This is a genomic window from Paenarthrobacter sp. NyZ202, from assembly GCF_049860755.1.
Classification (GTDB): Bacteria; Actinomycetota; Actinomycetes; order Actinomycetales; family Micrococcaceae; genus Arthrobacter.
Map to the genome: position 1 here is coordinate 2,106,374 of NZ_CP187556.1, position 14,693 is coordinate 2,121,066.

Below are 14,693 nucleotides of genomic sequence, written 5' to 3' on the forward strand. Positions count from 1 at the left end.
TCAATAGTAACCATGATGGCTACTATTCACTCAATAGTAACCATGGTGGTTACATTTCGGTCGCCTTTTACACGTGCATTGTGTGACGACCGGGTCTGCGGTATCGCAGAATTGAATACTTTCCGAAGGAGTCATTGGTGACTACTAACGAGCACGAGGTAGCAGGCGTCGCCGCGGAGGTCGCCGCCGCCCAGCCGCTACCAGGCAACGAAGGGCCGCAAGGGGCCAACCATCCAGCGCGGCAAATCGACGAGCCACAAATCCCGGTCAGCAGGTCCTACATCTTCTGGTTGATGCTGGCCAGCTTTGGTGCCTCAATCGCCATGATGGTCCCGCTGTCATACGGCATTGCGGTCCGGATCACGGAGCTGGCTCCGGGTCAGGAACAGGTCCTGGGTTTCATCACCGGCACGGCTCAACTGATCTATTTGATCCTCAGCCCCATCGTCGGGATCTGGAGCGATCGGACGAGGTCACGCTTTGGGCGGCGCTCACCCTTCATTTTCCTGGGCACTGGCGTCGGCTTGGCCGGCCTGGTGGTCATGGGCGTGGCCCCGAATCTGCTTCTCGTCGGCGTCGGGTGGGTTCTTGGCATGACGGGTTGGTCCATCTCGGGTGCGGGCATCCAAAACCTCATGGCGGATAAGCTTCCAGAGCAGCAGCGCGGTCGCGTTTCTGCCCTGACCAACCTGATGACCCAGATCGCTCCGGTCCTTGGCATTGGCGTTGCGTACGCCGTTTCCTCCAACACCCTGCTGGTCTTCGTCGTACCAGGCTTGATCGGCGCCGTCCTCCTTGCCCTTTTCCCGCTGCTGAAGCCTGAAGGGTCATCACGTGAGCTGCCGGCGAACTCAACCGTCACCTTCAAGTCGGTCGTTGCCAGTTACGGGTTCAACGTGCGCAAGTACCCGGACTTTTCCTGGAACTGGCTGGGCCGCTTTATCTTCTTCATGGGCCTGTACTTCAACACCACCTTCGGTACGTTCTTCTATGCGCAGCGGTTGAATCTGCCTGTCAAAGAAGTCGCAGGCGTGGTTGCCACGATCGGGATGCTCGGTGTCGTTGCAGCTGCGGCAGGCGCTCTCTTAGGTGGTTTCCTCTCCGACAAACTCCAGCGTAGGCGCTTGTTCGTCCTGATCGCCTCGGCATTGTTTGTTGGTGGAGCGGTCGCGGAGGCCTTCGCGTGGTCATTGCCGCAGCTGATCATCGGCGCGGTGCTGATGCAGACCGCCATCGCCGTCTTCGCCACGGTGGACCAGGCCATCATTTTCGCCATCCTGCCCAACCGGACAGAAACAGCCAGGTATATGGCCGTGGTGGCCTTCGCCCAGAAGATCCCCAGCGCCGTAGCACCGTTGCTGGCCTCGGTGATCATCACCCTCGGTGTCACCGGGCCGGGCAAAAACTACACGGTCCTCTACCTGACCGGAGCCGTGCTGGCCCTGTTGGGCGGGCTCATGATCGCCCTGAAGGTCAAGGCCGTACGATGACCCGAACAGAAACAGGAACCACATTGGCAACACGCCCTTATCACCTCACCATCGACTCCGGCGGCGACCAGTTCCCGGTCTCCGGCCCTGCGCCACGGTTGTCGTGGAAACCCGCCGGCGATGAAGCGAACGGTTATGAGATACAAGCGGAGGTCGACGGCGTCCGGCTCACCCCAGCCGCGTCCGAACACTACCTGCATGTCCACTGGCCCTGGCCGCCGCTGCAAAGCGGCCGACGCGTGCGGTGGCGTGTCCGAACGAACGAGGCTGCAGCCGACTGGTCCGAATGGGCTGAGTTTGAAGCGGGGTTGCTTGATCAGGACTGGACGGCCCATTGGATCTCGCCGGCCGAGGGCCACGACGACGGCTACGGCAAACGTCCGGCCCATGTCCTCGCAACGACGTTCGAACTCGCCGGCACTGTGAAGGCTGCCCGGCTCTACACCACGGCACTGGGACTTTACACCGCGGACATCAACGGACATCGTGCCGGCACGGCGGAACTGGCCCCCGGGTCGACGTCGTACGACCAGACCCTTTACGCCCAAGCCGCAGACGTCACGTCCTCGCTGAACCCTGGCGAGAACACCATCACCATCGAGCTCTCGGATGGTTGGTACCGCGGCCAAGTGGGCGCCTTCCGCCACCCTGCCGGCTGGGGGACCGCCCTCGCGGCCCGTGCAGAACTCCACCTCGAGCTCACTGACGGAACCCGCTGCGTCATCATCACCGACGGCGACTGGACCAGCACGCCGTCGGTAACCACACGGGCGGACCTCATGGACGGACAAACGGTGGACTTCACCACCACACCAGCGCCGACGTCGAAAGTCCTTCTCGACGTCGTCAACGCTCCGGCTGACTGGTCTCCCGCCCCGGCCGTGCGCGTCACCGCTACCCGCCCCGTCGAAGCCGTGGTGCAGGTCCGGCCGGGTGTGTGGCTGGCCGATTTCGGGCAGAACGCCTCGGGCTGGGTCCGTCTCGAAGACCTCGGCCCCGCCGGCACCCTGACCGTTCTGGAGTACGGCGAACATGTCGGTCCGGACGGTGACCTGGACACCTCCCACCTGGATTCCCACCGGCCGGGGGAACCGGCACGGATGTTCTCCCAGCGCGATGAGGTCATCTCCGCGGGGAATGGTGACGTGTTCGAGCCCCGCCACACCGTTCACGGGTTCCGGTACGTGCGCATCACCCGTGTAGGCGGCGAACTGGATCCGGCCGGGCTGAGCATGCAGGTGGTCCATACCGACCTGGAACGCACGGGCGAGTTTGCCTGCAGCAACGAGGACCTGAACGCCCTGCACAGGATGGGTGAGTGGAGCTTCCTCGGCAACGCCGTTGATGTTCCCACCGATTGCCCCACCCGGGAGCGCCTTGCCTGGACCGGCGACTACCAGGTCTTCGCCTCAACGGCTACCCGCCTGCGCGACGTGCTCGGGTTTAGCCGCAAATGGCTTAAGTCCGTGCGTGATGACCAGTTGGAGGACGGCAGGATCGCGAACTTCTCCCCGGACGGACGCCGGATCAAGCACCACCTGGATGACCAGTTCGCCATGATGACCGGTTCGGCAGGATGGGGAGATGCCATCGTGACCGTCCCGTGGGAACTTTATGAGGCCTATGGGGACAAGCAGGTCCTGGAGGAGAACTGGGACGCCATGGTCCGCTGGATCCAATGGGCCGTGGACAAGGCGCGGACTACACGCCACCACGACCGCGTCAAAGCCTCTCCGGAGCCGGAGCCGTTCGAGCAATACTTATGGGATGGCACGTTCCACTGGGGCGAATGGACCGAGCCGAAGAAACGCGACGCCGAGGGCAAGCTAGTCGACCCGGTCCAGGACAACCCGATGGCCTGGTTCATGGAAGACAAAGGAGAAGTCGGCACAGCCTACCTCTACCGCTCCACCCACACTCTCGCCCGGATCGCAGGCGTCGTGGGACGCCACGCAGAACAGAACGACTATGCCGCCCTCGCCGGTTTAGTCAGGGATGCCTGGCGAAAGGCGTACCTGTGTATCGATGGTAGAACCGCAGCGGATACCCAGGCCAGCTACGTCCGCGCCCTGGCTTTCGGCCTGCTCTCCGAGTCAGAGAAAGCACCGGCAACCGAACGGCTCGTGGAGCTCATCCGGGAAGCGGGAACACATCTGGGCACCGGCTTCCTCTCTACCGGGTACCTGCTCCCGGTCCTGGTCGAGAACGGGCGGGCTGACGTCGCGTACGAGCTGCTGCTGCAGCGCACCGCACCGTCGTGGTTGTACATGGTGGACAAAGGCGCCACCACCATCTGGGAATCCTGGGAAGGCGTCGACCAGGACGGGGCCGCCCATGAATCGCTGAACCATTACAGCAAGGGCACGGTCCTGCGCTTCCTGCACGAATACACGCTGGGTCTCCGCCAAGCCGAGGACTCCGTGGCCTGGCAGTCCGTAGTGATCGCCCCCCTCCCGGGACCCGGCATCAGCTGGGCCCGCGGATCACACGAGACACCCCAGGGAACCATTGCCGTCCATTGGCACCTGGACGGGGATGAGCTGCGCATCGACGCCGACATCCCCGCCCGCACCACCGCGAGGGTCGTCTTCCCCGACGGGACCGAATACACGGCAGGACCGGGCAGATTCCGGGAGTCCGCCACGCTTCCCGGAGACCGTACACAGGTCCCCGCAGCTTACTGACCGAACAGAGACCGCCTAACGGGCATCAAAGACACGAGGACATCATGAACACTTTCCCCGAGAACTTCCTGTGGGGCGCCGCCACCGCCGGCCACCAGATTGAAGGCAACAACGTCAACAGCGACTGGTGGGCCCGGGAACAAACCATGCCCGGCATGGAACTCTCCGGCGACGCGTGCGACAGCTACCACCGCTACCGCGAAGACATCGACCTGCTCGCCGACGCCGGGCTGACCTCCTACCGCTTCAGCCTGGAATGGTCCAGGATCGAACCCGTCCAAGGCCACTTCTCCGCGGCTGAACTTGCACACTACCGGCGGATGATCGAGTACTGCTTCGAACGGAACGTCACCCCAGTGGTCACGCTCCAGCACTTCACCACACCCCAATGGTTCGCCAACGACGGCGGATGGCTGGCTGAAGGTGCCAGCGAGAAGTTCCAGCGCTACGTCAAAGAGACCACCACGATCCTCGACGGCGTCGAATGGGTGGTCACCATGAACGAACCCAACATGCAGGCCGCGATCATGACGGCCATGCGCCGCATGCAACAGAACAATGGAGCGCAGTGGCAAAGCCCCACCGTTGAAGGCACTGAAGAGAAGAAGCAAACCCACAGCGACTTCCTCACCTACGCGGACCCCGAAATCGGTCGCATGTTCACCGCTGTCCACCACGCCGCCCGGGACATCATCCGCGCCCGCACCAGCGCCAAGATTGGCTGGACCATCGCCGCCGGCGCCCTCACCTCCGCGCCAGGTGGTGAAGAAAAGCTGCTGGAAATCCGCTACGGAAAGGAAGACGTCTACTGGGAGGGTAGCCGCGGGGACGACTTCGTCGGTGTACAGGCCTACTCCAGCCAGGAAGTGGACGCCAATGGGCTCGTGCCCCACCCGCCACATCCGGAGAACACTCTGGTAGGAACCGCCTACCGTCCCGACGCCCTCGCAATGGCCGTCAGTCACGCGTGGAACATCACCGGCGGGGTCCCGGTGCTCGTCACCGAAAACGGCATCGCAACAAGCGACGACACCCAACGCATCCGCTACACCACCGAAGCCCTCCAAGGCCTACGCGAGACCATCACCGACGGAATCGACGTACGCGGCTACCTCCACTGGTCACTCCTGGACAACTTCGAATGGGGCCACTGGGAACCCACCTTCGGGCTCATCGCCGTCGACAGGAACACCTTCGAACGCAGCCCCAAGCCCAGCCTCGCTTGGCTCGGTGAAACCGCGAAGCGCAACCAAATCGCCGTCGGGATCCCCGCATGAACAGCACGGCGTTCGACGACGCGTCCAGTGTGGCGGTCGCCAACCTCCTTTCGCTCAAAGGTAGACGGGCGGTGGTTACCGGCGGTGGGCAGGGTCTTGGTAAAGCCATTGCGCTGCGGCTGGCTGAAGCGGGGGCCGATGTGCTGATCGGAGATTTGGATGGGGAGCGGGCACGCCAAGCCGCAGGCGATGTCGGCGATCGGTATTCCGGTGACGTGTTGGGGGTGGATATGGATGTCACCGACTCCTCTTCCGTTGCACAGGCGGCAGTAGTTGCGGTGGCCGAATTCGGTGGCATCGATATTTGGGTCAACAACGCAGGCATCTTCCCCAGCGTCCCCGTCCTCGAAACACCCGATCAAACTTGGGACGACGTCTTCGCCGTCAACACCAGGGGAGTGTTCAACGGCTCCCGCGAAGCCGCCCGGCACATGAGCGCACAAGGCCACGGGGGAGTGATCATCAACATCGCCTCCACCGCGGGCTTCACCGGAACAGCCCCAGGACTTTCGGCCTACGTAGGGTCCAAGCACGCCGTCCAAGGCATGACCAAACAAATGGCCCTCGAGTTCGCGCCCATGGGGATCCGAATCCTGGGAGTGGCACCAACCTTCGTGCCCACCGAAGGGAACATGGCCGCGGCAAGGCTGGCCGGGGGACCAGTCCAGGACATGCCCGTCATGGCCAAAAACCTGATCGGGCGGCTGGGAACCCCGGACGACATCGCCAGGGTAGTGCTCTTCTGCGCCAGCGACCTCGCCACGATCATGACAGGCAGCACACTCCTGGCGGACGCGGGACAGACGATCTAGCCGTGTGGTGCTGTGGGCCCGGTCTCGGATCTGCGAGACCGGGCCCGTTCATTGCTGCCCGGATGGCCGTTCGAAAGTGCCGCCACCTCCATAGGAATGTGAGCCAGGGATGGAATTGGAGCTAACGGCTGCCAGCGGAGTTCAATAGCGGACTACATCGGGATTGTGCGAACAGCTGTTTAGCGGTTCATGTGTTGCCAAGGCGTCGTAGCTTGGTGGCGCAGTGCGATGGGTGATCATGTTCCGTCCGAGAGAACTCAAACTTCCGTAACTGCGTCTACAAAGGAGAAGTGCCCTGCTCGTACGCTGAAAAAGCGGTCAGAGAGTCTGTTAACCGCTATATGAGCTGCTCGAGGGAGAGCCGTTAATGCCTGGAACTCCACCTCCCACAACGTTCCACCTGAAACTTCGTGACCGAATCCATGGACTGTTTCGCCGCTTGGCCAACGCTTACTGCGACGGGCTATTTGAGTCCGTGCCACTGACCCAAAGTGAGAGGACTTTCCGGTGACCGGATAAGTAGCCCGCGAGTAGCCGGACGGAAGATTCAACTGTCATCTGGACCATTGACGACTCTGGCATGCGGCACGCTTTCAGGCAGCTTCTCCCATCGCCGGGGTTCCCGGATCCAGGGCTTCCTTGAGCTCGGTGATGAAGGCCTTGAGGTTCGCCGATCGACAGTCTCTACGCCAATGCAGCCAAGTTTCGGCTCGTCCAAGTTTGCCTGGGATTTCGTGCGCGTTAACCCGGCTCGCTCCGGGCAGTGTTTCAAGTAGAGATTTTGGCATCATGCAAATGCCGCCACCGGCTGCAACGCAGGCAAGCATGCTGTAGTACGAGGAGATCTCCACGATGCGGCCCGGGACGATGCCTTGGAAGTCCAGCCAGTCTTCGAAACGGTGTCGGTATGAGCAGATGGTCCCGAACATGAAGGCCGTGGGATGCGAAGCGCGGAAGTCGTCGTTGATGTCGGTGACGGTTTGCGGGGTGAGGATGACCAAGTCCTCGATAAAGGCTTTGATGCCTGTCAGTGCAGGGACGGCCGGTTTACCGTCCGAGAACGCGGCCGTGAGCTGACCATTGAGGAGATGGTCGAACAGGACTCCGGAGGAACCGGCCTCAAGTTCAACATCGACGGCGGGGAAGCGCAGGTGAAAGCTTGCCAGTATTGGTGGGATTCGGACCGCGGCTGTACTTTCGAGGGCCCCTAGACGGAATTTTCCGCGCGGTTCACCTTCGGCCGTGAAAGCTTTGGCGTCGTTGACCATATCTATGATCTTTTGGGCGTGATCACGGAAGAGGACGCCGTCTGCCGAAAGGGAACTCTGCCGCTTGTCCCGCACCAGCAGCTTCACACCCAGTTCCCGTTCCAACTGCTGGATCCTGGTAGAGACGTTCGACGGCGCCCGGAGCAACTTCGTGGCAGCTTTGGTGATGCTGCCGGTCTCCGCCACCGCAAGGAAAATTTCAAGCTGCGAGATTTCCATCGTGTTGTTCTCTCCAAGTGAAGTGATGTGTTCGAAATGTCACACTCACAGAAGAATGACAGCAGAAGACCGCAATTGCAATGAAAAGTCGGGGTGCACGGCCTCTGGCAGGGGTTGCATCCCCTCACCATCGTTCTCTTTCGGAGAAGTGAAGCTTTCGAAACTTCTTATTTATCAATGTCCCATGCCGTCCTAGAGTCGTTCTTAGTCCCATCACACGAGCTTTAAGGAACCACACACTATGGGCACCATCGAAGTTGCCGTCGCGAAATCGACGAATCCAGCTACCGGCGAAGACGTCGCGGCGTATCCCTACCTTGATGAGGAGGGTGTCCTGGACGTTGTGCGCCGGGCGGTTGAGGGTTTCAGTCTCTGGCGCGACACCACACCGGCCGCGCGGGCTGAGATCTTTACACGCCTGGCAGAGTTGTTGCGCCGCGACACGGTCAAATTGGCCGCGGTGATCACCGCCGAAATGGGAAAGCCGGTCACTCAAGCCCAGGCCGAAGTGACTAAGTGCGCGAACATGCTCGACTGGTACGCCGAGCATGGCCCCGCGATGCTGAAGGATTCCCCCACCACCATCGGCCCGGAAGCCTACGTCTCCTACCTTCCCACCGGCACCGTCCTGGCCGTCATGCCCTGGAACTTCCCGGTCTGGCAGATCTTCCGCGGCGCGGCACCGATCATCCTCGGCGGCAACGGCTACCTGCTCAAGCCCGCCTCGAATGTTGTTGGATGCGCCTTGGCCCTGGAAGCCCTCTGGGAAGAGGCCGGCCTGCCGAAGGGAACCTTTGCCGTCGTCAACTGCGACCGCCACCAAATTCCCGCCATCATCAACCACCCCGCCATCACGGGCGTGGCCGTGACCGGCGGAACCGTCGCAGGGCAGAGCGTTGCGGCAGAGGCCGGAAAAGCGCTGAAGAAGGTCATCCTCGAACTTGGCGGCTCGGATCCGTTCATCGTTCTGGCCGACGCTGACCTGGACAAGGCCGTTGAGGCCGCAGCCACCGGCCGCATGGTCAACGCTGGACAGGTGTGCATCTCGGCCAAACGCATCATCGTTGAGCAGGCGGTGTACAACGAATTCACTGAAAAGCTCACCGCCCGCGTGGAGAGCTTCAATGTCGGTGACCCCACCGACCCCGAAACGTTCGTCGGCCCGATGGCAAAGGAAGATGCCCTCCTCGACGTCGATGACCAGGTCAAGCGGTCCATCGCCGAGGGAGCCGAACTCCGTGCCGGGGGTCACCGTTTGCCCGGGGCCGGTTCCTTCTACGCACCCACGGTCCTTGCCGGCGTTACCGAATCCATGACCGCCTTCAAGGAAGAAATCTTCGGCCCCGTCGCGACGGTCATCCCGGCCATGGATGCGGACGACGCGTTGGCCAAGGCCAACAACTCCGAGTTCGGTCTCAGCGCCGCGATCTGGACCGCGGACAGCGCAAAGGCCCGCGCTATGGCCCGACGGATTGACGCCGGTGGTGTCTTCATCAACGGGCTTTCCGTCTCTGATCCCCGCATCCCCATTGGAGGGGTCAAAAAGAGCGGTTTCGGCCGCGAGCTGTCCTACCTGGGGGTGCATGAATTCACCAACATCCAAGCCGTCTGGGACCAGACACCCCTCAACACGCCAGACGAAGCCGCAAACGGAGTAACCCAATGAGCACGACCACGATCAACCAGGAGCTCTTCGACAAGGGCCTGGCAACAAGGCGGGAAGTCCTCGGTGACGAGTATGTCCAGCGCAGCCTCGATAGCGCCGATGACTTTTCCATGGACATGCAGGAACTCGTCACGCAGTACTGCTGGGGCGATGTCTGGAACCGGCCCGGGCTGGAAAGGGCCCAGCGGAGCCTAATCAACCTCGCCATGATCAGCGCCCTGAACCGTCCCCACGAACTCAAAGTCCACGTCCGGGGCGCGATCCGCAACGGTGTTACGAAAGACCAGATCAAGGAAGTCTTCCTCCAGGTAGCCATCTATTGCGGCGCCCCTGCAGCACTGGAAAGCTTCCGTCTGGCCCGCGAGGTCTTCAGGGAAATGGAGGCCGAATCGTGAGCACTATCGGTTTCATCGGGCTGGGAAACATGGGCTACCCCATGGCCTCACGCCTCGCCGATGCCGGGCACCGGATGATCGTCAGCGACCAAGCCGAGACAGTGAGCGAGCGGTTCCTGAAGGAGAACCCGGGCTCAGCACCAGCCTCCAGCACAACGGCCTGGCAGGAAGCAGACATCATTATCACGATGCTGCCCAACTCGGCCATCGTTGAAGCTGTCCTGGTTGGTGGGGGAGTATCAGCCGCGGCCTCGCTGAACACCCTCTTCATCGACATGTCCTCCTCCGAACCCCTCCGGTCCCGTGAACTTGGCAAGCAGCTCGAAAGCCAGGGCATGCGCTACCTCGACGCCCCTGTCTCCGGTGGTGTCCGTGGAGCTGAGAATGGTCAACTGGCCATCATGGTCGGCGGGCGTTGGCAGGACCTGGATCAGGCCAAGGAACTCTTCGATGTCCTGGGCAAATCCGTCATCCACGTCGGCGAAGCAGGCGCCGGGCACGCAGCGAAAGCCCTGAACAACCTCGTCTCGGCCGCCTCTGTTGCCGCCACGGTAGAGGCCCTTCGTGTCGGTGAACAGTTCGGCATCGACCCGGCAGTCCTCACCGATGTATTGAATGCGTCGTCCGGCCGCAGCAACACCTCGGAGAACAAAGTCCGCCAGTTCATGCTCAGCGGCACGTTCGGCTCCGGGTTCCCCATCGGACTCATGACCAAGGACATCAAGATCGCCACGTCACTGGCCGATTCCCTCGGAATCCCAGTCCCGTTCAGCCACGACTGCGAAAACATTTGGCAGTCAACCCTCGACGCCGGCCACGGCGCCGAGGACCATACGAGGATGTACGAATTCCTCACCACCCACACCCCGGCTTTCAACGATGAAAGGCAAATCAATGCATGACTTCGCCAAAGTGCTGACCACCGCGACCGAGGACTTCGAATTCAGCCGCGAGATCCGCTATTACACTGGCAAACTCCACGTCGCCATGGGCGAGAAGGGCTGGCTGGCCGAATACGACGACGGCAAACTGGTGACCGTCGGCCCGGCAACCACCGATCCCGGTGACGCCGCGATCTGGATCAAGGGAACCGACGAGCAGTGGAACGACATGACCGCCGAACACCCCCGGCCGTTCTTCCAGTCACTGCAAAGCTCTTCGGCCAAGCACGGCGTGCTGCTGAGCAACACTAACCAGCTCTACGCCTACCTGCCGGCGCTGAACCGGCTCATGCAAATTTTCCGCCAGCTCAACCGCGAAGGAGCGTAAGGCCATGGCAAAGTTCGAACCCATCAAGGGCGGCTACGTCTACCTCACCGTCGAAGACATCGAATACCGGGTCTACTACGAAGAGGCAGGCCAAGGCATCCCGCTCATCGTCGGCCACACCGCAGGCTCCGACGGCCGGCAGTACCGCCACCTGCTCAACGACGAAGAAGTCACCTCCCGCTACCGGGTCATCGCCTTCGACCTGCCTTTCCACGGCAAGTCCCTGCCCCCGCACGGCGATAAGTGGTGGACCCGCGAGTACAACATGACCAAGTCCCGGATGATGGCCTTCCCCAATGCCCTCTCCGAAGCTCTCGAACTGGACCGTCCCGTTTACCTGGGTAGCTCCATGGGCGGACACCTGGCCATCGACCTGGCCTCGAACTTCAATGACCGCTACCGCGCCACGATCTCCGTTGAAGGCGCGCTGCGTTCCGCGGCCGAATACGTCGAAGTCGGCATGGACGGAATCCGCCGGGAGTTCGACAACCCCAACGTCTCCCGTACCTCCACCGGCGCGGCCATGATGCTGAACATCTCCCCGTACTCCCCGGAAGAAAACGTCCGGGAAATCCAGTGGGAATACCAGTGTGGCGGACCAGGAGTGTTCGCCGGGGACCTTTATTACTACTACTACGACCACAACGTCTCACCCGAAGAAGCCGCGGCCATCGACACCACCAAGTGCATGCTGTACTTCCTCACCGGTGAATACGACCCCAACACCTCCCCGGCGGACACCAAGGAAGCCGCGAACCTGGTCAAGGGATCCAAGTTCTGGGAAATGCCGAAACTGGGCCACTTCCCGGTCACCGAGAACTACACCGAATTCCGCAAGTTCCTCCTTCCCATCCTGGAAGAAATCGAAAGCAAGTCCGCCTAGGACTCTCACTAACGGCGGGCCGGAGCACCCCGGCCCGCCCCATTGACCGGAACCCCCGGTAAATAAAAAGGCGTGCTCGCGGCCAGGTCCTTAGGCAATCACGCCCAAAAACAGGTGTAACCCCCATCACATTCCCCTGTACCCACCAATGGAGGTGGATCATGTCCCCAACCAACAGCAACACCACATGGCGGCCGGCCCCTGTCACCAACAAGCAGATCAAATTCGCCACCGTCCTTGCCTTCCTCGCCTGGGCCTTCGCGGTCTACGACTTCATCCTCTTCGGCACCCTCCTGCCCGAACTCGGCAAAGATCTCGGCCTGAACGAAGCCGAACAGGCCACCATGGTCACCTGGATGTCCGTGGGCGCCGTGGCCTTGGGCCTGCTGGCAGGACCGGTGGTCGACAAGTTCGGCCGGAAAGCCGGCCTCGCGTTCACCACCGCCGGAGCCGGCATCGCCTCGCTCCTTACCGCACTGGGCGGCGTTGTCCCCGTGGGAATACTGGTGGCCATCCGATCCCTGAGCGGCCTTGGGCTGTCCGAGCAAGGCGTGAACGGCGCCTACCTCAGCGAACTCTACGGCGCATCCGAGGACCCCCGGATCAAGAAACGGCAAGGCTTCATCTACTCCCTCGTCCAGGGAGGCTGGCCCATCGGCGCCATCCTTGCAGCAGCACTGACGGCCGTCCTGCTGCCCGTTATCGGCTGGGCCGGCTGCTTCGTCTTCGCCGCCGTTCCTTCCCTCATCGTCGCCGCACTCGCCCGGAAACTCCGCGAATCCCCGCAGTTCGAATCCATCCAAAAGATCCGCCAGCTCCAAAAATCCGGCAACCACACCGACGCAGAGACCCTGTCCTCGGAGCTGGGCATCGAAGAACACGAAACCCGCAGCACCCTCGCCGACGTCTTCCGCGGCCGGAGCCTGCGCACCACGCTCTCCCTCGCGCTGGGCCACATCCTGAACTACTTCCCCGTCCAGGTCTTCAGCGTCCTCGGCACCACCGTGCTGGTCAGCGTCCACAACGTCTCCTTCACCAACTCGCTGGTCATTCTGCTGCTCTCGAACCTGATCGCGTACCTCGGGTACCTCACACACGGCTACCTCGGAGACAAGTTCGGCCGCCGCAACGTCATCGCCTTCGGGTGGATCACTGGCGGCATCGTCTTCACGGCCATGATCTTCGGCCCGAGCGACTTCTGGACCGTCGTCCTGCTCTACAGCCTGGGAACGTTCTTCCTCATCGGCCCGTACTCCTGCGTCCTGTTCTTCGTCGGAGAAAGCTACGACACCCGCATCCGCGGCCGCGGAGCGACGTTCGTCGCCGCCGTCGGACCCATCGGTGCCATCATTTCCAGCGCACTGGCAGCGACGCTGCTCTCCAACGGTGGTAACTGGGCCTTGGCTGCGTTCCTCTTCGGAGCCATCCCCTGCGTCCTGTCAGGTGTTGCGGTCCTTTTCTCCCGCAAGCACCAGCACGTCGCGGACCCCGTCCACGTCCCGGCCTCCGCGGGACAATCCACTGCCGGCGAGACTGCCCACTAACCACCAAAACCCCAGGCGGTTGCCGTGCCACGGGCACGGCAACCGCCTACAACTATGAAAGGTAACCAGATGCCTGAGCCCCTGAACGGCCGCGTTGCTGTCATGACCAGCCCCCGGGAACTGGACTACGCCGAGTTTCCCCTCCCTGCCCCCGAACCAGGGGCCATCCTGATGAAAGTCAGCAGGGCCAACGTCTGCGGCTCCGAGCTGCACATCTGGAACGGCAAGCATCCAGTCAAGAAGAGCGGTGGACTCGGACACGAAATGGTCGGCATCGTCGCAGCCATTGGGGAAGGGCGGCTTACCGACAACGCCGGCCAGCACCTGAGCCCGGGGGACCGGATCGTCGCGACCTACTTCCAAACCTGCGACCGGTGTGCCCGGTGCCTTGGCGGACAGCCCAACCTCTGCGACAACGCCTACGAATTCTTCGGCAAACAACCCGCCGAAGCGCCGCACTTCCACGCCGCCTTCGGCACGCATTACTACATCCATCCCCGCCAGCACGTCTACAAAGTCCCGGACGAAATCCCTGATGCCGTCGCTGCCAGCGCCAACTGCGCCCTGTCACAGGTCACCTACGGCATCGACCAGATCGGACTGCAATACAGCGAAACCCTCCTCATCCAAGGCGCCGGCGGACTGGGCTTGAACGCCATCGCGGTAGCCAAAGAACGCGGCGCCACAGTCATCGTCATCGACCCCTCCGCGCCCCGGCTCGAACAAGCCCGCCGCTTCGGGGCCGACCACACCATCAACCTGACGGAGCTTCCAGACCTGGACGGACGCATCGCGGCGGTTCAGGAACTCACCGACGGTCAAGGCGCCGACGTCGCCGTCGAACTGACCGGCGTCCCTGAAGCGTTCGCCGAAGGACTGCGCCAGCTGCGCCGCGGCGGTCGCTACCTGGTCATGGGAAACCTTTCACCTGGCCGGACCGTCCCCTTCGATCCGGGCTACGTCACCCGCAAAGCCCTCACCATCAAGCACGTGGACCGCTACGAGGGCCGCTACTTGTTTAGGTCCCTGGCGTTCCTCGCTCAACACCAGGACAAATACCCCTTTGATGCCTTGGTCGACGCCACCTTTGCCCTCGACGACGTACAGGAAGCACTCGAAAAGTCACTCGCCCGGGAAGTCACCCGTGCCGCGATCGTCATCGACGACGCCTCGCTCTAACCCCGCC

12 protein-coding genes are annotated in these 14,693 nt (G+C 62.3%); 11 read left to right on the forward strand and 1 reads right to left on the reverse strand.

Features of this window, described 5'->3' with window-relative positions; genetic code table 11:
• Positions 1-137: 137 nt before the first annotated feature.
• From ACPFL9_RS09730 to ACPFL9_RS09745, 4 genes are read left to right on the forward strand one after another with little or no spacing between them, the layout of a single operon-like run.
• Positions 138-1,490 (forward strand): MFS transporter, encoded by a 1,353-nt coding sequence (locus tag ACPFL9_RS09730; RefSeq protein ID WP_426007330.1) that lies wholly within the window; start codon positions 138-140, stop codon positions 1,488-1,490.
• A complete protein-coding gene (locus ACPFL9_RS09735; protein WP_426007331.1) occupies positions 1,487-4,174 on the forward strand; it encodes a family 78 glycoside hydrolase catalytic domain in 2,688 nt (895 codons plus the stop codon). Before ACPFL9_RS09730 ends, ACPFL9_RS09735 begins: the two co-directional genes overlap by 4 nt.
• A 44-nt stretch (positions 4,175-4,218) precedes the next feature.
• Positions 4,219-5,451, forward strand: a complete 1,233-nt coding sequence (locus tag ACPFL9_RS09740) for a glycoside hydrolase family 1 protein (RefSeq protein ID WP_426007332.1) — start codon at positions 4,219-4,221, stop codon at positions 5,449-5,451.
• A complete protein-coding gene (locus ACPFL9_RS09745) occupies positions 5,448-6,263 on the forward strand; it encodes an SDR family NAD(P)-dependent oxidoreductase (RefSeq protein ID WP_426007334.1) in 816 nt (271 codons plus the stop codon). The genes ACPFL9_RS09740 and ACPFL9_RS09745 overlap by 4 nt, the downstream gene beginning before the upstream one ends.
• A 593-nt stretch (positions 6,264-6,856) precedes the next feature.
• Here the strand turns inward: ACPFL9_RS09745 and ACPFL9_RS09750 are convergent.
• Positions 6,857-7,750 (reverse strand): LysR substrate-binding domain-containing protein, encoded by an 894-nt coding sequence (locus ACPFL9_RS09750; protein ID WP_426007335.1) that lies wholly within the window; start codon positions 7,748-7,750, stop codon positions 6,857-6,859.
• Between the two features lie 241 nt (positions 7,751-7,991).
• Here ACPFL9_RS09750 and ACPFL9_RS09755 point away from each other — a divergent pair, with 241 nt between their 5' ends.
• The 7 genes from ACPFL9_RS09755 to ACPFL9_RS09785 all read left to right on the forward strand — a co-directional run bounded on the left by ACPFL9_RS09755 (position 7,992) and on the right by ACPFL9_RS09785 (position 14,686).
• Positions 7,992-9,416, forward strand: coding sequence for an NAD-dependent succinate-semialdehyde dehydrogenase (locus tag ACPFL9_RS09755; protein WP_426007336.1), 1,425 nt, complete (start codon positions 7,992-7,994; stop codon positions 9,414-9,416).
• A complete protein-coding gene (pcaC, locus tag ACPFL9_RS09760; RefSeq protein WP_426007337.1) occupies positions 9,413-9,811 on the forward strand; it encodes a 4-carboxymuconolactone decarboxylase in 399 nt (132 codons plus the stop codon). The genes ACPFL9_RS09755 and pcaC overlap by 4 nt, the downstream gene beginning before the upstream one ends.
• Positions 9,808-10,713 carry an NAD(P)-dependent oxidoreductase gene (locus ACPFL9_RS09765; protein ID WP_426007338.1) on the forward strand — a complete coding sequence of 302 codons (906 nt, stop codon included), beginning with the start codon at positions 9,808-9,810 and terminating at the stop codon, positions 10,711-10,713. The genes pcaC and ACPFL9_RS09765 overlap by 4 nt, the downstream gene beginning before the upstream one ends.
• Complete coding sequence (locus tag ACPFL9_RS09770) at positions 10,706-11,080, forward strand: hypothetical protein (RefSeq protein WP_426007339.1); 375 nt, start codon at positions 10,706-10,708, stop codon at positions 11,078-11,080. The genes ACPFL9_RS09765 and ACPFL9_RS09770 overlap by 8 nt, the downstream gene beginning before the upstream one ends.
• A gap of 4 nt (positions 11,081-11,084) precedes the next feature.
• Complete coding sequence (locus ACPFL9_RS09775) at positions 11,085-11,963, forward strand: alpha/beta fold hydrolase (protein WP_426007341.1); 879 nt, start codon at positions 11,085-11,087, stop codon at positions 11,961-11,963.
• 161 nt (positions 11,964-12,124) lie between these two features.
• Positions 12,125-13,507, forward strand: coding sequence for an MFS transporter (locus tag ACPFL9_RS09780; RefSeq protein ID WP_426007343.1), 1,383 nt, complete (start codon positions 12,125-12,127; stop codon positions 13,505-13,507).
• A gap of 69 nt (positions 13,508-13,576) precedes the next feature.
• Positions 13,577-14,686 carry a zinc-binding dehydrogenase gene (locus tag ACPFL9_RS09785; RefSeq protein WP_426007344.1) on the forward strand — a complete coding sequence of 370 codons (1,110 nt, stop codon included), beginning with the start codon at positions 13,577-13,579 and terminating at the stop codon, positions 14,684-14,686.
• Positions 14,687-14,693 lie beyond the last annotated feature (7 nt).